Annotated in this window: 24 protein-coding genes, 1 tRNA gene and 1 riboswitch; of the genes, 14 read left to right on the plus strand and 11 right to left on the minus strand. The window is 39.1% G+C overall.

Annotated elements, in window-relative coordinates:
- Positions 1–9 precede the first annotated feature (9 nt).
- From O0236_RS01645 to O0236_RS01675, 7 genes are all read left to right on the plus strand, one after another.
- Positions 10–366, plus strand: a complete 357-nt coding sequence (locus tag O0236_RS01645) for a hypothetical protein (RefSeq protein ID WP_268912442.1) — start codon at positions 10–12, stop codon at positions 364–366.
- A gap of 5 nt (positions 367–371) precedes the next feature.
- Entirely contained in the window at positions 372–587 is a 216-nt protein-coding gene (locus tag O0236_RS01650) for a zinc-ribbon domain-containing protein (protein WP_268912443.1), read from the plus strand.
- Positions 588–610: 23 nt separating this feature from the next.
- The gene (locus O0236_RS01655) at positions 611–877 is read left to right on the plus strand and encodes a hypothetical protein (RefSeq protein WP_268912444.1); all 267 of its coding nucleotides are present in this window, start codon (positions 611–613) and stop codon (positions 875–877) included.
- Between the two features lie 200 nt (positions 878–1,077).
- On the plus strand, positions 1,078–2,817 hold the full coding sequence (locus O0236_RS01660) for an ABC transporter ATP-binding protein (RefSeq protein WP_268912445.1): 1,740 nt from the start codon (positions 1,078–1,080) through the stop codon (positions 2,815–2,817).
- Entirely contained in the window at positions 2,810–4,687 is a 1,878-nt protein-coding gene (locus O0236_RS01665; protein ID WP_268912446.1) for an ABC transporter ATP-binding protein, read from the plus strand. Before O0236_RS01660 ends, O0236_RS01665 begins: the two co-directional genes overlap by 8 nt.
- A gap of 11 nt (positions 4,688–4,698) precedes the next feature.
- The gene (locus tag O0236_RS01670; RefSeq protein ID WP_268912447.1) at positions 4,699–5,601 is read left to right on the plus strand and encodes a hypothetical protein; all 903 of its coding nucleotides are present in this window, start codon (positions 4,699–4,701) and stop codon (positions 5,599–5,601) included.
- Positions 5,602–5,733: 132 nt separating this feature from the next.
- Complete coding sequence (locus tag O0236_RS01675) at positions 5,734–6,336, plus strand: sugar O-acetyltransferase (protein ID WP_268912448.1); 603 nt, start codon at positions 5,734–5,736, stop codon at positions 6,334–6,336.
- Positions 6,337–6,378: 42 nt separating this feature from the next.
- On the opposite strand, the gene O0236_RS01680 is transcribed toward O0236_RS01675, so the two are convergent.
- From O0236_RS01680 to O0236_RS01700, 5 genes are all read right to left on the minus strand, one after another.
- Positions 6,379–6,561, minus strand: a complete 183-nt coding sequence (locus O0236_RS01680; RefSeq protein WP_268912449.1) for an LBP_cg2779 family protein — start codon at positions 6,559–6,561, stop codon at positions 6,379–6,381.
- A gap of 73 nt (positions 6,562–6,634) precedes the next feature.
- Positions 6,635–6,952: a hypothetical protein gene (locus O0236_RS01685; RefSeq protein WP_268912450.1), complete on the minus strand. Its 318-nt coding sequence runs from the start codon at positions 6,950–6,952 to the stop codon at positions 6,635–6,637.
- 96 nt (positions 6,953–7,048) lie between these two features.
- Entirely contained in the window at positions 7,049–7,696 is a 648-nt protein-coding gene (locus O0236_RS01690; protein ID WP_268912451.1) for an energy-coupling factor transporter transmembrane component T family protein, read from the minus strand.
- A complete protein-coding gene (locus tag O0236_RS01695; protein WP_268912452.1) occupies positions 7,693–9,123 on the minus strand; it encodes an ABC transporter ATP-binding protein in 1,431 nt (476 codons plus the stop codon). The genes O0236_RS01690 and O0236_RS01695 overlap by 4 nt, the downstream gene beginning before the upstream one ends.
- 11 nt (positions 9,124–9,134) lie before the next feature.
- Positions 9,135–9,716 carry an ECF transporter S component gene (locus tag O0236_RS01700; protein WP_268912453.1) on the minus strand — a complete coding sequence of 194 codons (582 nt, stop codon included), beginning with the start codon at positions 9,714–9,716 and terminating at the stop codon, positions 9,135–9,137.
- Between the two features lie 139 nt (positions 9,717–9,855).
- Positions 9,856–9,946, minus strand: a riboswitch (TPP riboswitch).
- A 111-nt stretch (positions 9,947–10,057) separates the two neighbouring features.
- On the opposite strand from O0236_RS01700, the gene O0236_RS01705 reads away from it, so the two are divergent.
- Positions 10,058–10,864, plus strand: coding sequence for a Cof-type HAD-IIB family hydrolase (locus O0236_RS01705; protein ID WP_268912454.1), 807 nt, complete (start codon positions 10,058–10,060; stop codon positions 10,862–10,864).
- Here the strand turns inward: O0236_RS01705 and O0236_RS01710 are convergent.
- Positions 10,856–11,797, minus strand: coding sequence for a linear amide C-N hydrolase (locus tag O0236_RS01710; protein ID WP_268912455.1), 942 nt, complete (start codon positions 11,795–11,797; stop codon positions 10,856–10,858). The two genes, O0236_RS01705 and O0236_RS01710, sit on opposite strands and share 9 nt — an antisense overlap.
- Before the next feature lie 88 nt (positions 11,798–11,885).
- Here O0236_RS01710 and O0236_RS01715 point away from each other — a divergent pair, with 88 nt between their 5' ends.
- Positions 11,886–12,509, plus strand: a complete 624-nt coding sequence (locus O0236_RS01715; protein WP_268912456.1) for an LVIS_2131 family protein — start codon at positions 11,886–11,888, stop codon at positions 12,507–12,509.
- 76 nt (positions 12,510–12,585) lie between these two features.
- Here O0236_RS01715 and O0236_RS01720 read toward each other — a convergent pair whose 3' ends face one another.
- Genes O0236_RS01720 through O0236_RS01730 form a run of 3 tightly spaced genes read right to left on the minus strand, consistent with a single transcriptional unit; the run spans position 12,586 to position 15,707 of the window.
- Positions 12,586–14,466 (minus strand): FAD/NAD(P)-binding protein, encoded by a 1,881-nt coding sequence (locus O0236_RS01720; protein ID WP_268912457.1) that lies wholly within the window; start codon positions 14,464–14,466, stop codon positions 12,586–12,588.
- Positions 14,467–14,484: 18 nt separating this feature from the next.
- The gene (locus O0236_RS01725; RefSeq protein WP_268912458.1) at positions 14,485–15,039 is read right to left on the minus strand and encodes a M15 family metallopeptidase; all 555 of its coding nucleotides are present in this window, start codon (positions 15,037–15,039) and stop codon (positions 14,485–14,487) included.
- A gap of 23 nt (positions 15,040–15,062) precedes the next feature.
- Positions 15,063–15,707, minus strand: coding sequence for an NAD(P)H-hydrate epimerase (locus O0236_RS01730; protein WP_268912459.1), 645 nt, complete (start codon positions 15,705–15,707; stop codon positions 15,063–15,065).
- Positions 15,708–15,840: 133 nt separating this feature from the next.
- Between O0236_RS01730 and O0236_RS01735 the strand changes: the two genes are divergently transcribed.
- The 4 genes from O0236_RS01735 to O0236_RS01750 all read left to right on the plus strand — a co-directional run bounded on the left by O0236_RS01735 (position 15,841) and on the right by O0236_RS01750 (position 19,162).
- Positions 15,841–16,164 (plus strand): hypothetical protein, encoded by a 324-nt coding sequence (locus O0236_RS01735; RefSeq protein WP_268912460.1) that lies wholly within the window; start codon positions 15,841–15,843, stop codon positions 16,162–16,164.
- Positions 16,165–16,210: 46 nt separating this feature from the next.
- A tRNA-Arg gene (locus O0236_RS01740) sits at positions 16,211–16,282 on the plus strand.
- 182 nt (positions 16,283–16,464) lie between these two features.
- On the plus strand, positions 16,465–17,844 hold the full coding sequence (locus tag O0236_RS01745) for an amino acid permease (protein WP_268912461.1): 1,380 nt from the start codon (positions 16,465–16,467) through the stop codon (positions 17,842–17,844).
- A 277-nt stretch (positions 17,845–18,121) separates the two neighbouring features.
- Entirely contained in the window at positions 18,122–19,162 is a 1,041-nt protein-coding gene (locus O0236_RS01750) for a zinc-binding dehydrogenase (protein ID WP_268912462.1), read from the plus strand.
- Between the two features lie 51 nt (positions 19,163–19,213).
- On the opposite strand, the gene O0236_RS01755 is transcribed toward O0236_RS01750, so the two are convergent.
- Both O0236_RS01755 and O0236_RS01760 read right to left on the minus strand, forming a co-directional pair.
- Positions 19,214–20,908, minus strand: a complete 1,695-nt coding sequence (locus tag O0236_RS01755) for an oleate hydratase (RefSeq protein WP_268912463.1) — start codon at positions 20,906–20,908, stop codon at positions 19,214–19,216.
- Positions 20,909–21,130: 222 nt separating this feature from the next.
- Entirely contained in the window at positions 21,131–22,093 is a 963-nt protein-coding gene (locus O0236_RS01760) for a D-2-hydroxyacid dehydrogenase (protein ID WP_268912464.1), read from the minus strand.
- 103 nt (positions 22,094–22,196) lie between these two features.
- Between O0236_RS01760 and O0236_RS01765 the strand changes: the two genes are divergently transcribed.
- Entirely contained in the window at positions 22,197–22,718 is a 522-nt protein-coding gene (locus O0236_RS01765) for a GNAT family N-acetyltransferase (protein WP_268912465.1), read from the plus strand.
- The last annotated feature ends 23 nt before the right edge of the window (positions 22,719–22,741 follow it).

The raw sequence follows: 22,741 nt of genomic DNA on the forward strand, positions 1-22,741 counted from the left end.
GATGATGGCATGGCTAAAAAAAGCCGATTTGCTTTACCACAATGGATTAAGAATACACTCCAAGTAGTTATATTAATGGGAGTATTAATGGCGGCATATAACTTTTTTGGACCAACCATTAATCCTAACGGTACGTATTTTGCGTGGTGGACATTTCCATATTCTATTCTAGCGGCGTTGTTGATAGTGGGTGCTTGGAACTTCTTGAAGCACCGAATGAACTTGCTTAAGTTGGAAATCAAACGAGAAGATGAACAGCGAAAACGCGAGCAGCAACTGCGTCAACAACAAGCAGCGGCTAGTGATGCTGTGGAGTCTCAGAAGAGGCGTTCCAGAAACAGTGCCAAGCAACAGCAAAGTAGGTAAGCAATATGGAAAATGAGAAAAAAGAGTTTTGTCCTTACTGTGGTTTTAAGTTAGATAAAGACTATGAGTTCTGTCCCAAATGTGGCAAACGACTTAGAAGTAAGACAGCGGGTATGAATCGTTTGATGATGAATCCATACGCTGAAGGGATGAAACGCTATAAGCATGGTGAAACTGAACCAAGTTTGTGGGAACGATTTTTAGCGATTTTTAAACGATGATCTAATTAGGAGCGAAGATAAATATGATTAAGAAGGCGGCTCAAGATGGACTAAATTGGCTAATTATTGTGTTAGTTGCCAATATTATTGGGATTCCTTTCTCTATGTTGGTTCATAAACCACTCTTGAATGGATTGCTGGAAATGTTTATGGCAATTGGTAATAAATGGTTAGCAATCTTAGCTTTGATCGGCTCAATCTTGTTCTGTTGGTTGGTTATCTTTTTAATTAGTTTGTCCGTTCGTAAACTCATTCAGTTGTTTGATCACCGAGTTGCAAATAATAAGTAAATTTTGATGGCATCAAGTCGCTTAATTAAAGCGTTTCTTGATGCCGTTTTTTTAGAGAATATGGTTAGGTACCAAACTTTTTTCAAAAAACCGTTAAAATGACTTTTAATTTTAGCTAAAAAGAGTAAAATAACCGGTTGTGTTTACAAAAAAGATAGCAGCCTAATTAATTATGTTGTTAAGTCGAAGGGAGTTTGAACATGTTAAAAATTGCCAAAGGTAGAATTTCCTATTGGGCAGTTCTGGGAGCAGTCTTATTCATGATTGTTCAGGTGGTTTCAAATTTGAATTTACCAAATTTAACGTCTGATATTGTTAATAACGGAGTTGCTAAAGGAGATATTAACTACATTTGGAAAATCGGCTTTGAAATGGTCGGGTTTTCATTGCTCAGTATTGTCGCAGCTATTGGTAACGTGTTTTTAGCTGCACGAACCTCACAAAAATGGGGCCAAAATTTACGAAGTGATATCTATAAAAAAGTCATTGGTTTTTCTAATGACGAATTTGAACAGATCGAAACTTCTTCATTAATTACTAGAACTACGAATGATGTCGTTCAAATTCAAAACGTTGCAATTATTATGCTTCGTATGATGTTGATGGCTCCAATCATGTTGATTGGAGCAAGCTTCTTAGCTTATTCAAAGGATCACCAATTAACAATGATCTTTATTGTGGTGGTTCCAGTTATGTTGATTTTTATTGGTACATTATTGTACTTTGCAACGCCGCTATTCCGGGCTATGCAATCTAAGACAGATAAAATTAACCAAGTCTTCCGTGAAGGACTAACTGGAGTTCGAGTAATCAGAGCTTTCAGACAAGACCAACGCGAACAAGATCGTTTTGAAGATGCTAACAAGGATTACACTAACAATTCTATTAAGGCCAACACAATTATGGCCTTAGCATTTCCAATCATGACATTGATTATGAGTGCCACTAACATTGCAATTATTTGGTTTGGTTCAAACTTAATCGGTAGCCAAGCTATGCAAGTTGGTAACTTAATTGCCTTTATGACATATGCTATGCAAATCCTAATGAGCTTTATGATGCTCTCGATGGTATTTATTTTCATTCCTCGTGCTCAAGCATCAGCTAAGCGAATTCAAGCTGTATTTGCATTGAACTCAACTATCAAAGAAGCGGATAATCCAACTGCTTTGCCTGATACTAAACAACATGAATTAAGCTTTGACCATGTTGATTATCGATATCGGGATGCTGAAATGCTAGCATTGTCCGACATTGATTTTAAAGCAACGAGTGGTCAAACGGTTGCTATCATCGGTGGAACTGGTTCTGGTAAGAGTACGTTGATCAACTTGATTCCTAGATTCTATGACATTGAATCTGGAGAAATCAGTCTTGATGGAATTAACATCAACCAACTTTCACTTAAGGACTTGAGAAGAGCTGTTTCTATGGTTCCTCAAAAGGCTAACTTGTTCACCGGAACTTTGAGATCTAACTTGCTTTACGGAAATCCTGATGCTAGTGATGATGAACTCTGGCATGCTTTGGATATTGCTAAGGCCAGTGATTTCGTTAAGGAAGATCCAGATGGCTTGGACATGCACGTTGAACAAGGTGGAGGCAACTTCTCAGGTGGTCAACGTCAACGTTTAGCAATTGCTAGAGCGTTAGTTAAACGTGCTTCTGTCTATGTATTTGATGACTCATTCTCAGCCCTAGACTTTAAGACTGATGCTGAATTGAGAGCTGCATTGAAACAAGACGAACATATCCAACAAAGTATTACGGTGATTGTTGCTCAACGAATCGCAACGGTTGCGGATGCAGACGTTATTTTAGTACTTGATAATGGAAAACTTGTTGGTAAGGGTACTCATGAAGAACTTAAGAACAACAATAAGATTTATCAAGAAATTATCAATTCACAATTAAGAGAGGGGGCTCTTCCAAATGAGTGATAGAAAACCAGCCTCACAACCAACTCCACGCCGTGGACCTGGTTCCGGTGGTGGTGTTGTTGAAAAACCCAAGAACTTTTGGAAGACAACTAAGCGATTATTAGGTTATATGTCCGATCGAATTGTTGGATTGATCTTAGTGTTAATTTTCGCCATTGTCAGTGTTATTTTCCAAATTCGAACTCCTAAGATTTTAGGTGAAGCTACTACTGAAATCTTTAAGGGTGTTATGAAGGGAACTGCACAACAACAAGCCGGATTCAATATTGCCGGATTACCAATTAATTACGATAAAATTATCAGAATTATTGTTATCGTGGCCATTATGTACTTAGCTTCTGCTTTATTTAGTTTCTTGCAACAGTACATTATGACTAGAATTTCGCAGAACACTGTTTATCATTTGCGGAAAAACATGAAGAATAAATTACGATTAGTGCCAATTAGTTACTATGATACTCATGGTAATGGTGACATTATGAGTCGTGCCGTTAACGATATGGATAACATTGCTGGTACTTTACAACAAAGTTTGACCCAAGCCGTTACCAGTACAGTGACCTTTATCGGAACTATTTGGATGATGTTGACTATCAGTTGGAAATTAACTCTGATTGCTTTAGTAACGATTCCAATTAGTTTGATTATTGTGGGAGTCGTTGCTCCTAGATCACAGAAATTCTTCGCTTCTCAACAAAAGAGCCTTGGACTAATTAACGACCAAGTTGAAGAAAATTATGCTGGTCACACTGTTTTGAAGAGTTTTAACAAGGAACAAGATGTTATCGACAAGTTCGAAACTCAAAACGAAAACTATTACAAGGCAGCTTGGAAAGCTCAATTTATCTCAGGAATTATCATGCCTTTGATGATGTTCTTAAATAACATCGGCTATGTCTTTGTTGCTATCGTCGGAGGAATTGGCGTATCTAACGGTACTATTACTTTAGGTAACGTTCAGGCGTTTCTTCAATACACCAACCAATTCTCACAACCAATTCAACAACTTGCTAACTTGATGAATACTATTCAGTCAACGATCGCATCTGCTGAACGTGTGTTTGAAGTGATTGATGAAGAAGAAATGAAAGACACCAACGAGAACAGACCAGTTAAAGAAAACACTGATAACTTAATCGAATTGGACCACGTTCAATTTGGTTATGACAACAACGATTTGTTGATGACTGACTACAACCTTGAAGTTAAGCGTGGTCAACAAGTTGCCATCGTTGGACCAACTGGAGCTGGTAAGACAACTATCATTAACTTGTTGGAACGTTTCTATGATGTTAAGGGTGGTGCGATCCTGTTAAATGGTAAAGATACTCGTGATCTTGACCGTGAGGATCTTCGTTCGCACTTTGCTATGGTTCTTCAAGATACTTGGCTATTTACCGGTACGATTTACGATAATATCAAGTATGGTCGTGAAGATGCTACCCATGACGAGATCATGGCTGCTGCTGAAGCTGCCCACGTTGATGAATTTGTTCGAAAACTTCCAGATGGTTATGACACTGTCTTGAACGAAGATGCATCAAACATCTCTCAAGGTCAACGTCAATTAATTACGATCGCCAGAGCTTTCGTTGCTAATCCTGAAATCTTAATTCTAGATGAAGCTACTAGTTCAGTTGATACTCGTACCGAAGTTCAAATTCAACATGCTATGAGCAGGTTGCTTGAGAACCGGACTAGTTTCGTTGTTGCTCACAGATTGTCGACTATTCAAAACGCCGATAACATTATTGTGATGAACCATGGTTCAGTTATTGAAACAGGAACTCATGATGAGTTGATGGCTCAAAATGGTTTCTATGCTGACCTGTATAACTCACAATTTTCTGGTAACGTTCAGTTAGGATAAGGAGGACAGTAATGAAACGAAAATTATTACCGATTGCCATAGTGGTATTAGGAATTATCTTAACTGGATGTGGCAAGGCAAACTTAAGTGTTAATGATAGCCATATTCAACCTAAGGGCTTAGCTGCTGTGGTTCAGGGTAAAACCAACCAAAAACAGGTAACTTATCAGATTGATAACTCCAAGAAGAAGACTGTCAAGACTAAGAATGGTGCCTTTGCGATGGTTGTTCCTGCTAAGGACCGTCAACAAACAGTTAAGATCAAGACTAGCAACCTTTGCAAAAAGGTAACTGTTGCTAAGACAGTTTCACTTGGCAGTTATGCAAAAATCAGTGGCAAGTACAACCAAGCATTGATTGGTAGTGCTATGCCAAAGGCTGATCAAAAGATGGCTCAAGAATTAGCTGTTAAGTCAGCTGCTTTGAAGAAGGAACAAGTTAGTTTAAAACAAGCTACTCCTCAAGAACAAGCTGTCAAAGGTGCTGCGATGATGAAACAAGCAGCCGCTTTGAAACAAGAGGGTGCTCAAGTTCAAGGCGCAATGAAACAAGCTAAGTCAAAAGTTAGCGACTTAATGTTACCTACTAAAGTCGATAATGGGGTTAGTGATTTATTAAAAACTAAGCACATGACTGTTCGTGGTAACATTCAAAATGGCAAAACGATTGGTTTAGCATTGATGGTGCCAGTTAAGGACTTAAAAACTGCTAAACATGCTAAGAGTTTTGGAACAAGCTTTGCACTTCTAACGAATTCAGTTGGTGCCAACGCTAAGAAAATCTTAAATGATTTCAAGAAGCAAGCAAATAGTAAAAATAAGAACCAAACTACAACTAATGTAATGAAATCTAATGGGGTTAAGTTTAGCCTTGGATATTCAACCACTACGTTGTATGTATACATCACTAAGTAAGATAATTAAAGCCGGTACAATGATTCTGATTCAAGAATCGTTGTATCGGCTTTTTTTATGATTAATTGAATTATCTCCAAACATAGCAATCTGTTATCATTGATGCAAGAGCACTCTAGGAGGATGAAACGTATGAACGAAGCTGAAAGAAAAGCGCAGCACTTAGTATATCGAGCAACGGATCCAACGGTAATGGCCAAGCAAGCAGAGTATCTAGATGAGGTATTTGCTTACAATCAGGTTAAACCATCTGATCATAAAACCAAGTCCGCTATGCTCAAGAAGATGTTTGCTGAAGTAGGTCACGATTGTTATATTGAAACGCCATTCTATGCGAATTTTGGTGGTCACAATGTTCATCTTGGCAATGGAGTGTATGCTAACTTTAATCTGACGTTAACCGATGACACAGACATTTATATTGATGATCGCACAATGATCGGCCCAAATGTCACGTTGGCTACGGCTGGTCATCCGATTAAACCAGTACTTCGTGAGGAAGGTTATCAATATGACTTCCCGATTCATATCGGTAAGAATGTTTGGCTAGGTGCCAACGTTGTGGTGTGTCCAGGAGTTACGATTGGTGATAACACTGTGATTGGGGCTGGAAGCGTGGTTACTAAAGATATCCCTGCTAACGTCGTAGCAGTCGGCTCACCATGCAAAGTCCAACGAGAGATTGGCGAGCATGATAATGAGTATTACTTTAAGAATCATAAATTAGATATTTAGGCATAACAAAAGGGACCTTCATAAACTGAAGCGTCCCTATAATTAACGGATAAACTTTTCAATGATTGAGCGTTCTTCGTCACTAGGACCAGATTCCATTGACTTGATGTCATGGAGGCGTTCAACCGTGATATGCAAATTAAATGCTAGCTGGGTGTCAGGCATTTCATGCTTCTTTTGGTAATTGATAATTTCTTCAGCTAAGTTACTAAATTCATCTGCCATTGTAAATCCTCCGTTGAATTTTATTTCTTAATTTAATTATACCAATAAAATGAAATCTTGCTGAAAATGATGCTTAACGATAGCGTAGAGCGAATTCAATTAAGGCAATGGTGACTCCAATAACTAAGATGCTGGCTATGTAATTGTAATTGGTCTGGATCAAGAAATAATAGAAAAGTCCCAGTCCGATGACTGCTAGAGCAGTGTAGCGAATGTAGTTTTGTTTGATCGATAGAAATGCGATACCAACTGTGATGATAATGCTGCCCCACAGAATACCAGTCGCACTGGCCTTTGAACCGAATTCTTGGAATAGGGAAACCAAATCGAAGATAATGCCAATCAAGACTGCAAATATGCCAAAACTAAAAGCAAATCGGTTTGTTTTCATAATCTTCACCTTCTTTAATATCATGGGTTAACCAAAGTATAATGCAGTTTAGAATAAAAAAATAGGATGAGCAATTGTGCGCTCATCCTATTTTGATTATCTAATAAAAATTAATAGTCCATTAACAATTAAAATACTGCCGATAAAGTACGTCCAGTCCCAAGCAGTAATGTGGATTACTTTGTAATGGGTTCGCGGTTCATCTTCAATAAAACCGTGAGATGTCATGGCTTCAGCCAAGTTTTGTGACCACTGAATTGACGATAAGATGGCCTTGAAATATAACTGTGGCGACCAAAAATGTAACACAGTTCCGCGCATTAATGCTGCAGTGCGAATGACCGTAACTTCTTGGCGAATTTTAGGAATTAGGTTAAAAGCAGCTAATACTCCGTAGGCAAATTTAGAAGGGAGTCTGAAATCCTGCTCTAAGGTCAGAGCCAAATCAACAAACTCTGTGGTAATCGTAAAAGTTGCACCTAAGAACACGTATGCGTATATCCGCGTGAATAAGATGATACCAAATACTAAGCCACCACCGTACAGCCATTGGGAAACAAATAATCCTAACGCTGGGAATAGTGGCCAGAGAATCAAACCCATAAATTGCTTAAAACTAATATGTTTGAGCAGTAAGTAAATCACACTAAAGCTGATCAATGCTAGATTGACAATTAGATTAGTAGTGAACGATATTTCAAGGGCAATGATAATGACTAGAAGTAGTTTTAATCCAGGATTCATTTGAGTACCTCCTGGTATTGTAAGTTGTGGTTCATGAAGCTGACGTGATAGTCGATTAGATCAGTAATACCAGTAAACTGATGAGAAATCATGATTTGAGTTTGGCCAAATTGTTGTTTGGCGGTTAATAAAAAGCCCACGATTATTTGCAAAGATTTGTAATCTAATCCTTTAAATGGTTCATCCAAAAGCAGGACGGGTGGATTCATAATCAGCATTTCTAGGATTTGCAGCTTCTTTTTTTGACCTTCACTTAAAGAATAAACAACTTGATCCATTCGATCGGTAAAGCCTAACTTGTCGATCATGTCGGTAATCATATCGTCAGAATAATTCTTAGTGATCCGATGCTGCTTAGATAATTCGATCTCTTCTTGAACAGTAATCGCTAAAAATTGATTTTCAGCATCTTGAAACAACAAACTCACCTGTTTTGCGTAGCTTAGTGGGCGGATTGTGCGAATGTTTTTATCTTTAAAGAACACGTTACCGCTGTATGGTAAAAGCTTGGTTAACGCAGAGAAAAGCGTTGATTTACCAATACCATTGTCGCCTGTAATCAGGGTCGTTTTTTGCTCATAAAAACTAAACTCAGATAGATTCAATAGGGTAGTGTGATGTGGTCCCAAAGAAAAATCATGCAGATTCAAAATGATACGGTCAGTTGAGTTGGGTTGGGTAACTGGAATCGATTCGATCCGGTTATCGGCAAATTGTTTGAATAATTTTTGAGCCTCAACTGCAGCTAACTTGCTGATCTGGTATTGCTCAGGGTCTAAGTAGAAAAAATTATCGATTAATGACTCATAACTACTTAAATCATGATCGGCAATGATAATTGTCTTGTGATAGTTGGTTTGCAGTTGCTTTAATTTGTGGAGTAAGTCAATCCGAGTTGGAAAATCGATGCTCGCAAATGGTTCATCTAGCACAATCACTTCCGCATCCATTGCGATGATACTAGCCAGCGCTAATCGTTGTTTCTGACCTCCAGAAAGTGAGTTGATTTCGCGATCAACTAACTCACTGATACCAGTAAATTCAAGTGCATGGTCAATAATAGCGTCCATTTTTGATGGGTCAGTCTGCAAATTTTCTAACACGAAAATCAGTTCATCTCTGACAACACTCATGGCAAATTGCTGATTAGGATTTTGAAACATCATTGCTACCAGATGGTTTTTGACTTGAGGATCCACAGTGGTTATATCAGTTCCATTAAATGAAATGGTGCCAGAGGCCTCACCATTCGTGAAGTTAGGGTAGAGGCTGGCAATGAATTTTAGCAACGTTGTCTTACCACTCCCTGAAGGACCAGATAATAGTGAAAACTCACCATCTGGAAACGTCAGATTGAGGTCATTTAAGACATTCGCACTGGTTTCTGGATATTTAAAATTAAAGTTTGTGATCGTAACGTCAGCCATGAATGATCCCTCTAATTGTTGTTAGTCGATACTGAAATATGACTTCTATCAAGCATGTTAGTGATTGCCTTGGTTAGGAGGCCACCAAAGATAAAGGTGGAAATATATCTAGTGATAAAGAGGCCAATAATCATTAATGGTGCGTAATGACCATAACCATTTTTGATAATGTCCCAAGCAAAAGTAATTACTACAGTCGTCAAAATGGAAAGATTAAGTCCGAGCCAACCATATTTTTTATAACCGGTTAAGGCAAAACCTAGCTCGGAACCAACTCCTTGAACGATTCCGGAAATAAAGGCACCGGCACCCCATTGGCCACCAAGAAATACTTCTACTGCTGATCCTAAGAATTCACCTAAGAAAGCTGAACCAAAGGTTTTAATCAAATAACCAGTTAATGGACCTGCCATGGTCCACAATCCCATTAGGATGTCATTGGCAAATGGAGCTATGCCGATTGGAGTCAGTGCCACAGTTAGGGCAGTGTATAAGAACCCAGCTCCCCAAAAAATAATTCCGCTAAAAATAGCGATCAATGCTACTAAAATGATGTTGTGCAAAGTCCAAGGACTTTTTTTCTTGTTTGTCATAAAACAAGACCTCCAAAATGTATTTCATACAGACTATGGAGATTATCGATCATGAACAATAAAAAACCGGCCCACCCAAGTAAAACAGGGTGAACCGGTAAGTTAAAATTCATCGTAAGTGCAGCGGTATCTAGTATCAGATACAACTGAATTATGCTCCCTTCGCTGGTACTAACCAGATCAGGTTCGATGGGTTTTATCTCAGCCTTTTGGCACCCCAGATAGTTGTATGATCTTTTTCAGTATACAAGTTTACTAAAAGTTTCGCAATCGATTAATCAGGATGAATGCGTTAGAATAATAGGTGACTTTTATCAATTCAATAGTAGGGAGAGTTTTAAATGATTAAAGTAATTGCTTCTGACATGGACGGCACGTTTTTAAACGATGCTGGTGAATTTGATAACCAAAAGTTTCAAAAACAGCTTGACCAAATGCAAGATAAAAATATGCACTTCATCTGTGCAACTAGTAATACATATGCCCATTCATTACGACAATTTCATGATGTGAAAGGGCCTATTTCATATGTTTGTGACAATGGTGCTCACGTCATTGATGAACGAGGTGTTTCGGTGGTTGAATCACCGATGGAACCTATGTTAGTTCAAAAGATTGTGGAATATCTCCAAACTGAGCCTGAATTTAATGGCGCTGAAATCATTTTGGCTGGTCGGAATGGCGATTACTGTAATTTACCAGCAGATTCAGACGGCTTTAAGGCATCACAACGTTTTTATGAAGACTTGCAGTCAGTTAGTGATCTGAACTTAATTTTTGATACGATTTATAAAATCGATGTGATGGTGGCAGGAGAAAGTGCTTTGAGAATGGCCCATGACATCAATGTAAAATTTGTGAATCGAGTAACCGCTGTTTCAAGTGGCATGAACGGTGTGGACATCATGAGTGATGACACTTCTAAAGCTACAGGCATCCAAGCATTGCTTGATGAGTGGAACTTAACGTTTGATGATGTTGCCGCCTTCGGTGATAACGCCAACGATTATGCGATGTTGAGCGAATCAGCAGAGGGCTTCGCCATGAAAAATGCCGCTGATGATTTGTTAGCTATAGTAAGTAACGTAACTGAATTGACTAACAATGAAGCTGGAGTGCAAACCAAAATTGATGAATATCTAAAGTAAAAAATGAGTTGTATGAGGTTCTTGGTCCAGCACATCAGCTAAGGAATGAATCATGGGTGTTTGACTTTGACAGTCCGTGAACTGATACGTCAGACTTGTGCAATCCCATTCGGAGATGTAATGAGTAAAATTAAAGTTGGGATGGTCATTCATCGTTGGTTTAAACGGAATTGCGACCTCTGAAAGAATCTGATTCAAAAAGATAGTTGCTAGTTCAGAATCGGCTGGTTTAGCCGTCCCCAATTTATTAATTGCCGCATACACGAATCGAGTGGTTGGTGTATTGGTTGGCTGGGGAACGTGATTATTAACCACATACTTTCTAGCCACAGCTTGCCATTCAGTTGAATCGTTAGTTGAAACGTCCAGCTGATTTTTCAGGTTTTTAATATGTTCTGGGTATGTTGGTGAATTAGTTAAAACACCAATGTTGTCGGTTGTTACAACTAATTGATGGTCTAATGGTTCAATGATAACCGTTCTACCAGTTTTGTCCGCTAATAACCAATGAAATGAATAGATTTCATTGCCTGATAACCATTTTTGACCAATAATTGCAATGTCAGGTAAATTTGTTAATACTTCAGAAATGGATTGATGCTCGGCTAATACCCAACTAAGAAAGTCCTGTGGAGTCAGATTGAGCTGGTTATCTACTGGTGCTTGGTGATAGCTAGCTTTTAATGGAAACATTAATTCAGCGCAACTCAGGCCTTGGGTATTGACCCCATCTGCGACTAATAAATCATGATTATCGATTAACTGACCGCCACCGATGAACGGATATTTAATGGTTCGTTTGCCTGCAAGTGGAGTGTTGTAAAACCTATCGGCGACTAGGACTGGATGCCAGTTTCCCTTGACAGGAAAGTCCATCGTGCGACCGGCGAGAAGATGTTCGTCTAATGTTGTCATGGTTAAACTAGTGCACATATTTTTACCTTCTTTGGGGTTGAATCATTTTCCAATTTACTTACAAATAGTGTAAACTAATCATATTAACAATAAAAGGAGATACACCATGAAATCAGCATGGAACTTAGTTGGGATGGCCTTATGGTTGATTCTAATTATTTATCTAATATGGATGATCCACGACATGCGGTCACGAAGATTGCGATTACTTGTGACTGAAAAGAAGTCGTTTACTTGGAATAATTTTACTAAATCAGCAATCGAGTTAGTAATCTTTGTGTTAGCTTTTTGGGGAATGACTTACGCAACATTCTTTCAAGATGTTAATAAATTGGATAAAAGTGCCGTGACAACGTCGTATACATATAAGCCATTAGTATTACGATATGCGCAACGCTCACATTACGTAACTGTTTCTAATACTGATGGTCGTAAACCTGTTCAAGTGTATACGTTTTACCTTCAAGGTGGTAAGTATGAAGTAACTAGTAATGATGCAACGATTTCTTATGGTGCCAACCCATTGAATGTTTCCGCAAGTGCCTATAAGTGGAATAAAGAATGGTTGAAACATCTTGATGTTCGTAATCAAAAGGCATGGGTCGGAATCATAACTACGACGTATAAGAAGAACTTTATCAATGGAATTGGGTTGCATGCTGGTCGCCAGGCCAATCGATATAGCCTAATCAGAATTCCTGATAAATCATTTATGAAAACTACAGATTAAAAAAAGAGCCGCAAGATCATTAGATATTTCATCTAATGATCTTGCGGCTCTTTTTAGTGCTTGTTACTTGATTAAATTACATCATTAAGACATCATCAGCAGGCTTTAGGCCAAGGACCATGGCTGCAATTTTGTCTGCAGTTTGCAAGTTAGGATCGTTAGTTCCTGGACGAGGACTGGCAGTAGTTGCTAAGCGCAAACCATCAAGAGGAACTCCCCATAAGAAGATGTCCGCTTCTTGACTGCCGTTTGCTGCTAATAACTGATCAGAGTTAGGATTTACATCAATAGCGGCTAATCCAGCGGCTTCATCACGCACCATAACGGAATATTCGCGAAGCATACCATTAGATTTTAAGTCCTCTAAAAGAGGGTTCGCAGTAATCTTAATATCTGCTTTTGGTACCCGAGCTTCAATCAATACTGATGATTTGAAGATATCGTTATTGCGTTTAGGTGATGCGGTAACAAACCAACCATCTGCAGCTTTAACTTCCATACCTGGTGCCATGATGGTAACGATTCCGGCTCGAATCAATGCTGATAATTGGGCTGAACGGAATGCAGGACCACCAACGGCCAAGAAGTTACGATTTCTAATGAATGTGCCACGGAAATCATTAGCGTATTCATCACTAGAAAAGATATTTTCTGCAACTAATTTTCTTAAAGTAGGGGCAAAATCTCTGAACAATTCTAAGGTTGAAGTTAAAGGCCCTGTTTTTGAACCCTTCTTGGCATCTTTGACAATGCCGTTTAACCAATTAACAACGACGTTTTGATAATCAGTCGTACTGATGACTTTGATATCCTTGAATGGATCAAGAATGTAGTCCCAGTCAAATTGATCTTCTTCTGGAAAGTCATAACTGTCAATGACGGCTTGCTTGTCATCAGCTGCAATAAATTCCTCTTTGAACTGAGTTGCGCTCTTGAATGGGTAAGAATCATTGATTAACAACATGTAGTAGTGAAGTTGAAAATCTGAACGAATCAAATCAATGAATGTTTCAAATGGTAATTTGCCATTTTCCAAGTGCTTGTCCACGTTTTCTTGAGTTAAGAAGACTGGTTGAACCATTTCGCCATAACGTTTTTCGCTGACTGGTTTTGGATAGTAAGGCACACCATGAACTGAACCAGCAATTATTTTTGGCTCTCTACCAGATGGTTGATAGAATAAGGTGCCATCATCGTTCTTGAAGTATTGGCCACCTCTGCCAAGTGTTAATTCAGAAGTGTAATCTAGAAATGAAAGACTCAATCCACGAATAATTACGGGTTCGCCTGCCGGAAGGTCATCAACATTAACGTCACCAGGGTGAGTAGGTTGGAAGTATTTTAATTCATTTTCTTCAGCATACGAGGCTAACTCTTGTTCGTCTGTATTTAAGTAGTTATCTTGTTGACCGAGGGCCATGACGATTTTATCGAAAATTTCTTCTTTGTCAGAAGTAACTACGTTAACTTTGGCATCTTGGGTAGTATTCAGACTGATAATTTGAGATTTGATCACTTCGAGTGACACATTATGAGCAAGTTGACGGAGAAGTTCGCTATAGAACCACTGGATATACGCACCATACAAAGTCCGAGGAGCATAGTCGTTTGGTGCAATGTTACTTGCTGCATCAATCATTTCTTGATCAAAATTATGTTCAGTTAAGAATTTCTTTGCAACATCACTTTTGAGCCAGCCGAATAGAGCAGGGCCATCGTATACTTTGCTCGAGAGATTAACTGTTTCGTCGGTAAATAATGAAACTTGATCAGCAGGTGAGTTCATTACTAAACCATTCCATTGATCAGTTCGCCAAACTCTACCACCGATTCCATAAGGGTCAAAAATCTTAATTTCTAGTGGTTCAGTTTGGTCGGTCCGTTGTTTGTATTGGTTCAAAAGAGCAGATGTTACTAGAACACCTCGAGGGCCTGCTCCAATAATTGCAATTTTCATGATTCTGTCTCCTAGTAATTAATAATTTTTTGGATCAACTTCCAGTGGGCCGAATTCATCAGTATCCGTGTCGCGATAATCCCACCATTCATTCTCATAGCCAACGAAACCAGCAGCAACCATCGCATCATTTAAAATTTGGTAGTTAGTAGTGGCGGTTGGTGTCCAAGTGGCATTACGTTTGGCACCACCATTGAAATCATCAAAGGCAGTGGGCATTTCGATATCTTGTCCGTCAGCGGTAACTAATGTTAGGTCAAATGTGATACCTTTTTGATGACTAAAATTAGGATTGGGCTCCGCTACCCACATCGGATCAGGATACACTTCAAATAATTTTCGTTGTGCATATGTAGGGCGATAAGCGTCCCAAACCTTTAGCCGGTAACCCTGTTGTTTGACTAACTCACTGGCAACTGCCAACTTCTTGACTGTATCGATGCGAGCAATAGCTTGGTCAAAATCATAAACTATTTTACCCGTGAAGTTATCTGGTGTGGCATATTTTAAATCAATAATAATATCTGGATCAGCGTCTTTGACATTCATGTAGCCTTGAGATAGTTTATCCATTGGAAATCCTCCTAGATTAGTGGTTAATTTTCAATGTGGTTATTGCGGTAAATGCCAATATCGTCGACAAAAATCTTGCCAGTGAACTCCCATGATTCTGGTTCCACCATGCCAATCTTTTCGTAGGCAATCGTAGATGTGGATGTAGCTTTGATTGCGGTGCCCATCGGTTTGCCAGTGTCACCGTTTAATCCAGATGGGATATCGATGGCGTGAATACTGGCTGACGATGCGTTGGCCTTGTCTATTAATTCTTTATAGGCGCCTTCAACGTCGCGAGTTAAGCCACTTCCGAATAGACCGTCAACGATTGTTGAGTAACCATTCATGTCAGTGGCTGTAGGCACTTCGTTGATTTGATAATAACGACAGATATCTAACTGGCGCTTAGACTCAGAACTGAGTTTGTCTGGTTCACCAGTGAGTAAAATATCGACTGGATAATTATGTGTAAACAATAAACGGGCGACAACTAATGCGTCACCGCCGTTATTCCCATTGCCAACTAACACTAATGTTTTAGTTAAGCTAAGGTCTGGGTTGTTAATCATATCGTGGTAAATCCCCAGTGCAGCGCGTTCCATAAGTACTGCAGAGGGGATACCAATTTCTTCAATGGTCTTTTTGTCTAAATCACGAGACTCTGCAACTGATATTGCTGGTCGCATGGATTAAACGCCCCCTTTTAAAATTATCATATATATATGTTCATTCATAACTGCTATAAATGCAAGCAGGATGGATATTTTGTTTGCTAATCATGGTAGAATATTAGCAGAAAATAAAAGTGGAGGAAAGAATATGGAAGTCGATGTACCTTTAACAATGGCAGAAGTTGCCCAAAGAGTTCAAGAACTAAATGATCAAGGCCAATCTGTGACAGAAGATGATGTGATTAAAGACACGATTTTGCAATCATTCCAAGGATACTTGGATGAAGCCGAAGAAGGCCACTACGATTCAGCTCGGTATGATGACGAACTAGAAGTTGCTACGGTCACTGGCCGGGTGACTCATACAATCAAACCCATGGCTGGTAATTCACTAATTGAGGATTTTAAACAAAATCCTGACATGTTATTCATGTACTTATCTAACCAAGCAGAAGATATCGCCAAGGAATAAAGCGGTTGAGTTTTAATCTGACTGCTACTATACTTAAGGATGTAAGGCGTCCTTAGTGTAATGGATAGCACATGAGATTTCGGTCCTCATGATCCGAGTTCGATTCTCGGGGGACGCATAAAAATTCCTTTAAACGTTGTGCAAGCAACGTTTTTTATTTTGTAAAAAATATTATAGAATTCAATTCGTTTAGATCATAAATAGAAAAAAGACAATCAACCACTCGTTGTGCTATAGTAAAACAGGTTCTAATTTTATTAAGATATAATGTATTTAAAATTTATTTTTACGAGGGTAGTTATGAAAGATATTAAGAGCACGCCTCAGTTATCACGCTCTATGACGGCTGGGCAAATGGAAATGATCTCACTTGGTGGGGCCATTGGAGTTGGATTATTTATGGGTTCCACCTCAACGATTAAGTGGACTGGCCCATCAGTTATTTTAGCTTATGCGTTTGTTGGTTTGATTTTATACATAGTTATGCGTGCCTTAGGAGAAATGATATATGTTAATCCTGGTACTGGTTCATTCGCTGATTACGCGACGGAATATGTTCATCCTTTAGCAGGTTACCTAGCTAAATGGGCTAATGTTTTTGAATATATTGTGGTGGGGATGTCAGAAGTGGTTGCCGCTACAGAATATTTGAAATATTGGTGGCCGAATATCAGCTCCTTTACGGTGGGAATTATCATCATTTTATTCTTGGTCCTAGCTAACTTGGCGAGTGCTAAGGCATATGGCTCCCTAGAATTTTGGTTTGCCATGATCAAAGTTATCACCATTATCATGATGATTATTCTTGGATTCACAGTTATCTTCTTTGGAGTTGGTAATGGTGGCCATCCAACTGGCTTTAGTAATTTATGGTCTCATGGTGGTTTCTTTACTGGTGGTGTGACTGGATTCTTCTTCTCAATGTCTATCATTGTCGGTTCTTACCAAGGTATTGAACTACTTGGAATTTCCGCCGGTGAAGTTGCTAATCCACAACAAGCCATCGTTAAGTCAGTTAAGTCCGTTTTATTCAGAATTTTAATTTTCTATGTTGGAGCAATCTTTGTGATTGTGACAATTTATCCTTGGAATGAGCTAAGTTCAATTGGTTCACCATTCGTTTCAACATTCGCTAAGGTTGGGATTTCAGCCGCTGCGGGAATTATTAACTTTGTTGTGTTGACCGCTGCTTTATCAGGAGCCAACTCAGGAATCTATTCTTCAAGTAGAATGTTGTTCAAGTTAGCTCATGAAGGCGACGCTCCTAAGGTATTTGGTCGAGTTTCTAAACGAGTGGTTCCTGATGCAGCCATCATGGGAATCTCTGGTGGTATCTTAATCGGTTTTGTAATCGATATGTTGTTCTCGTTCTACAATAAATCAACCGCAAACCTATTCGTGGTTGTCTTTAGTTCATCAGTCTTACCAGGTATGGTGCCATGGTTTGTGATTCTGCTAGCTGAGTTACGCTTCAGACAGAACAATCCTAAAGTTATGGATACTCATCCATTCAAGTTGCCACTATATCCCTTATCAAACTATTTTGCGATATTAATGTTGCTAGTGATTGTGGCCTTTATGTTCATTAATCCAGATACTAGAGTTTCAGTTGTCGTCGGAGCTTTGGTACTGGTTGTGGCTACGGTATTTTACTTAGCACGGCACAGAAGTAATGCATAAATAATATTAGTTAGAACCTAACGTTGATGAAATTCTGCGTTAGGTTTTTTATTGTTTATTCATATAAAGCTATCCGCGGCGGTGTTAAATAATTTAGAATTTTCTGATGAAGAATTGAAAGAAATTGACCAAATTTTGGGACAACAGTCGAATATTGATTGGGATAAACGATAAATAACGAATAAAAAAGTTTATAATAAGTTTGAGTCAGATATCATTCCTAACTCGTACTTATAATCATTAATAATGCGTTTGTATCAATAGGAGGAAATCGTTCATGAAAGAATCAATTTTAGTTAAACCAGGCGAAATGAAGCTGGTTGATAAAGACATTCCTACAGTTCAACAACCCGGAGATGTCATCTTAAAAGTTGTTAGAACCTGTGTTTGTGGTTCAGACTTATGGGATTATCGTGGTATTAACGATGTTAAACCAGATCAAATCAACTCTGGTCACGAAGCTTTAGGGATTGTTGAAAGTGTCGGAGATGACGTTACCACTGTTAAACCTGGTGACTTTGTTATTGCACCATTTACTCATGGTTGTGGTCATTGTGCTGCTTGTTTAGCAGGTTTCGATGGTTCATGTCAAAATCATACTGACAATTTCAGTCAAGGTGTTCAATCAGAATACGTTCGCTTCCAATATGGCCAATGGTCATTAGTTAAAGTTCCTGGTCAACCAAGTGATTACAGCGAAGGTATGCTTAAATCATTGTTAACATTGGCTGATGTTATGGCTACTGGTTACCATGCAGCTCAAGTTGCTAACGTTCATGATGGCGATAATGTTGTTGTCATGGGTGACGGTGCTGTTGGTCTTTGTGCAATTATTGCAGCCAAGATGAAGGGCGCTAAGAAGATCATCTCAACTAGTCGTCACGATGATCGTTTGCAATTAGCCAAGGAATTCGGTGCAACTGATAACGTTGCTAGTCGTGGTGATGAAGCAGTTAAAGAAATTATGGCATTAACAAATGGTCAAGGTGCCGATGCTGTTTTGGAATGTGTTGGAACTGAACAATCAACTGAAACCGCAATGACTGTTGGTCGTCCCGGTGCTATTGTTGGTCGTGTAGGCTTACCACATACTGCCAGCCAAGATTTGACAGGTGCTTTTTACAGTAACCTCCAAATTGCTGGTGGACCAGCTTCAGTAACTACTTATGACAAGGCAGAATTATTAAAGGCTGTCTTGGATGGTGTGATTAATCCAGGTAAGGTATTTACTCAGACTTATTCATTATCTGATATTGATCAAGCGTACAAAGACATGGATGCTCGTAAAACAATCAAGTCATATGTGATTGTTGACTAAAAATATGTAATCAAAAAAGGATTATTCCAATCGGAATAATCCTTTTTTGTTTTAGCTAAACATCTTCTTAGTGGCTCTTGCCAATACCTTTGGATCTTTATCAAATCGTGGGTTTTTAACTAGCTTATCCATTGGTACGCCAGCAAAGTGGAATGCGGCGATTTCACCAGAACGAACGGCACTTTGTTCAGTGAAGACCATTTGATAAGGTTGTTCCACAAATTCACCAGTGAAGGCTAAGTTAGTGGAGTGAGCAGGAATAATTTCTGGCCGATCAACTTTGGCCCGATTGTTGAAGAGGGCAGAAGCGTATGGCATGTAAACAGGGATGTTGTTGATCACACTATCCATGATTGCCGCTTCTTTTTCTTTGATGTTAACTGGTCCGGGATCGACTTTTGATAATTGACCAATTAATTCTTGAACCATTTCCTTACCGGTCATTTTAATATATTGTTTGTTGACGAACTCACCGGTTCGACGTGGGTAGAGGAAGTAGCCCCAGATTACTGATTCATTAGCCTTTTGGTCGGTGAAATGTGGTTGATGATGAACCACGATCGACATGTTGATGTCTTCTTGACCAAGCGGTGTAATTGGGCTGGTTGAAAGAAATGAGTTGAGGGCATTTCCAGGAACTTGAGTGGTGATGCGAGCAATTTCGTTGAGAAGAATATGGTTTTTGGTAGTCAAAGTGAAACTGACCCATTCGCTAGCATTTCGATCATTGAAGAATTTGTCAGGATTACCTAAGTTATAGAAGTGTTCAGTGGCTTTCTTCCATAGGCTAGCTGCGGCACCATAATCCGGATTTTCAGCTGCGGGAGTGTTGAGGTCACCAAGGCTAGCTGAGTCTGTAATTGAACCATTAGTGAAGAAAACTGCAGTTTGATCATCTACTGGGACTGTTTCTTCTTCGTCGGTTTCAGTGTTGACCATCTTTAATCCGGTAACAGTAATATCATCTTGCATTGGTGTATCTTTGAATTCCCAATCAGTAACTCGACGATTCAAAATGATGTTGACACCTTGATCCTTTAAATAGTTGATCAAAGGTAACATGATGCTTTCATATTGGTTATAGCGAGTTCTGTTAACACCAACTAAATGTTCGATTTGAGTGAATTCATAAATCATTTGGTGCATGTAACGACGTAATTCTTGTACGGAACTTTGAATTCTAAACGCAAAGGTTGTTTCCCACATGTACCAGAAATGACTTTGGAAGAAATGAGGACTTGATTTGAAATAGTCCGCAATTGATATGTTGTCTAGTTCTTCTTCTTTTGAATCAGGCATGAGAACAAGTTTTGATAATAACACTCGGTCCTTATTATTTAAGCCTAACTTACCACCATCGATGATGCCTTTACCGCCTTGAAGTAAGCGGGCCTTATCAAAAGTGGGGTGCTTAGCATCAAAGTCACGAGTGTCCTCAGCGGCGGTCATGCCGCTTTCGGTTGCAGATGGGACCCGTGACAATAGGTCCATTAGATCGACATATGTGCGGTAGTTTAACATCCGTCCACCACGAGCGACGAAACCTTGCGTCTTGTTCAGGGGATGGTTTTCGTTCCAATATTCACCAGCGGCTGTAGATACTGGTGAGCCATCGTTTGAACCGTGATCATCGATTGAGTAAAAGGTGATCTGATTGCCTTGCCAATGTCCTTCTTGAATTAAATACACTGCTCCGGCTAAGTTAGCCAATCCAGCACCAATCATGATTGCTTTGTTTTTTGTCATAGCGGGTCCCTCCAAATTTTAAAATAGTTAATGCGGTAACACTGTTAATAGTTGCCTATATCCTTACATCTTCATTGTAAAACATTATCGGATAAATGAAAGCGGTTTAATGGAAAATGAAGAAATTTATACAAAAAACTGCTAAAGACTATTTGTCCTTAGCAGGCCTTTGGTGCTTTAAAAAAATTGGTTTAATTATGAAGTTTACCAAATGTTTTTGTTCTATTCTTCAACAGTGTTAACGGGTTTGCCATCAAGATATGCTTGAAAGTTATCAATTGCAATATCGAGTAGACGGGCACGTGTTGATAGTGGGGCCCAAGCAATGTGTGGAGTAATGAATGTGTTCTTGGAGCTGAGTAGCGGATTATCTTGATTGATTGGTTCATGACTCGCAACATCTGTTCCTAATGCGGCGATTTTACCACTGTTCAATGCATCAGCTGTGGATTCTTCTTCAATCAACCCACCACGAGCAGTGTTGATGATGATGACACCATCCTTCATTTTGGTGATGTTATCGCAGTCGATAATTTGGTTTGTTTCCGGTGTTAGTGGAGTGTGCATGCTAATGATATCTGATTGGGCAAATAAAGCATCCATATCAACTTGAGTAGCCCAATCTTCATCAAATGGTTTTGGACGATGATTGTAGTAAATTACCTTCATTGAAAATGCATGGGCTAATCGGGCTACTTGTTGAGCAATCTTACCAAACCCAAACAGGCCGACGGTCTTATCTCGTAGTTCTACTAATGGGGCGTCCCAAAATGTATAATCAGGGCTCTTTGCCCAAACACCATCGTGAACTAACTGGTTGTGTAAGCCAACTCTGTTAGTGATTTCCAGCAACAGGGCAAATGTATGCTGGGCAACTGCATCAGTTCCGTATGCCGGAATATTCGTAACTACAATGTCATTTTGTTTGGCAGCGGCTAGGTCAATAATGTCATAGCCGGTACTAAGAATGCCAATGTATTTTAAGTTTGGTGTGCGATTAAGAATTTCAGCATCTAGCGGTGTTTTGTTATCAAACACGATTTCAGCATCGCCAATACGTTTTAAAATTTCAGTTTGGTCATGTGGGGTTCGATCATAAATCGTCACATCACCCATGTTTTTGAGTGGTTTCCAACTTAGATCACCCGGATTTAAGGCATAGCCATCTAATACAACAATTTTCATCTTTAGCCACCACTTTCTTTTAACATTATTTTTAACTACAGCTTACCACAGGTCAATTATGATGTAATATTAAAGGGACTAATTTTATTTGGGAGTCTAAAAATTGAAATTAACTTATATAAGAGAAGCTAACAGAGACGATGTTTCAGCAATTATGGATATTATTAACAGTGCTAAAGCCTTCTTGAAAGGATATGGCAGTCCTCAGTGGCAAGATGGTCATCCTAATGAACAGATGATCAACGATGACATAGACAGTGGTAATGGTCAGGTATTGATTGTTGACGATAAGGTTGCTGGATATGCAGCGGTATCTTTCACACCGGATAATAACTATAAGGTCATTACAGACGGTGCTTGGCAAAAGCCTGACGATAAGTATGCAGTGATTCATCGCATGGCGATTAGTGCAGATTATCGAGGTCAACATTTATCCAACTACATGTTGTCTAATTTGATTTCCATGATCGTTAGTCAACAGGTGAGAAATGTTCGAATTGACACTCATCGAGTAAACAAACCTTTGCAAGGACTGGTAACTTCTTTTGGATTTATTAGAAGAGGTCAGATTAATGTTGTCGATAAGATTGATCCTGTGCGAGAGGCATTCGAATTGAATTTGTAAGCTAACAAAATCCATTAAAGGGG

Origin of the sequence: Lentilactobacillus sp. SPB1-3 (assembly GCF_026913205.2) — a bacterium.
Lineage (GTDB): Bacteria > Bacillota > Bacilli > Lactobacillales > Lactobacillaceae > Lentilactobacillus > Lentilactobacillus terminaliae.

Excerpts from the sequence above, each read along its gene's own strand:
- O0236_RS01645 (WP_268912442.1), top strand. The coding sequence starts at position 10 with ATGGCTAAAAAAAGCCGATTTGCTTTACCACAATGGATTAAGAATACA.
- O0236_RS01650 (WP_268912443.1), top strand. The coding sequence starts at position 372 with ATGGAAAATGAGAAAAAAGAGTTTTGTCCTTACTGTGGTTTTAAGTTA.
- O0236_RS01655 (WP_268912444.1), top strand. The coding sequence starts at position 611 with ATGATTAAGAAGGCGGCTCAAGATGGACTAAATTGGCTAATTATTGTG.
- O0236_RS01660 (WP_268912445.1), top strand. The coding sequence starts at position 1,078 with ATGTTAAAAATTGCCAAAGGTAGAATTTCCTATTGGGCAGTTCTGGGA.
- O0236_RS01665 (WP_268912446.1), top strand. The coding sequence starts at position 2,810 with ATGAGTGATAGAAAACCAGCCTCACAACCAACTCCACGCCGTGGACCT.
- O0236_RS01670 (WP_268912447.1), top strand. The coding sequence starts at position 4,699 with ATGAAACGAAAATTATTACCGATTGCCATAGTGGTATTAGGAATTATC.
- O0236_RS01675 (WP_268912448.1), top strand. The coding sequence starts at position 5,734 with ATGAACGAAGCTGAAAGAAAAGCGCAGCACTTAGTATATCGAGCAACG.
- O0236_RS01680 (WP_268912449.1), bottom strand. The coding sequence starts at position 6,561 with ATGGCAGATGAATTTAGTAACTTAGCTGAAGAAATTATCAATTACCAA.
- O0236_RS01685 (WP_268912450.1), bottom strand. The coding sequence starts at position 6,952 with ATGAAAACAAACCGATTTGCTTTTAGTTTTGGCATATTTGCAGTCTTG.
- O0236_RS01690 (WP_268912451.1), bottom strand. The coding sequence starts at position 7,696 with ATGAATCCTGGATTAAAACTACTTCTAGTCATTATCATTGCCCTTGAA.
- O0236_RS01695 (WP_268912452.1), bottom strand. The coding sequence starts at position 9,123 with ATGGCTGACGTTACGATCACAAACTTTAATTTTAAATATCCAGAAACC.
- O0236_RS01700 (WP_268912453.1), bottom strand. The coding sequence starts at position 9,716 with ATGACAAACAAGAAAAAAAGTCCTTGGACTTTGCACAACATCATTTTA.
- O0236_RS01705 (WP_268912454.1), top strand. The coding sequence starts at position 10,058 with ATGATTAAAGTAATTGCTTCTGACATGGACGGCACGTTTTTAAACGAT.
- O0236_RS01710 (WP_268912455.1), bottom strand. The coding sequence starts at position 11,797 with ATGTGCACTAGTTTAACCATGACAACATTAGACGAACATCTTCTCGCC.
- O0236_RS01715 (WP_268912456.1), top strand. The coding sequence starts at position 11,886 with ATGAAATCAGCATGGAACTTAGTTGGGATGGCCTTATGGTTGATTCTA.
- O0236_RS01720 (WP_268912457.1), bottom strand. The coding sequence starts at position 14,466 with ATGAAAATTGCAATTATTGGAGCAGGCCCTCGAGGTGTTCTAGTAACA.
- O0236_RS01725 (WP_268912458.1), bottom strand. The coding sequence starts at position 15,039 with ATGGATAAACTATCTCAAGGCTACATGAATGTCAAAGACGCTGATCCA.
- O0236_RS01730 (WP_268912459.1), bottom strand. The coding sequence starts at position 15,707 with ATGCGACCAGCAATATCAGTTGCAGAGTCTCGTGATTTAGACAAAAAG.
- O0236_RS01735 (WP_268912460.1), top strand. The coding sequence starts at position 15,841 with ATGGAAGTCGATGTACCTTTAACAATGGCAGAAGTTGCCCAAAGAGTT.
- O0236_RS01745 (WP_268912461.1), top strand. The coding sequence starts at position 16,465 with ATGAAAGATATTAAGAGCACGCCTCAGTTATCACGCTCTATGACGGCT.
- O0236_RS01750 (WP_268912462.1), top strand. The coding sequence starts at position 18,122 with ATGAAAGAATCAATTTTAGTTAAACCAGGCGAAATGAAGCTGGTTGAT.
- O0236_RS01755 (WP_268912463.1), bottom strand. The coding sequence starts at position 20,908 with ATGACAAAAAACAAAGCAATCATGATTGGTGCTGGATTGGCTAACTTA.
- O0236_RS01760 (WP_268912464.1), bottom strand. The coding sequence starts at position 22,093 with ATGAAAATTGTTGTATTAGATGGCTATGCCTTAAATCCGGGTGATCTA.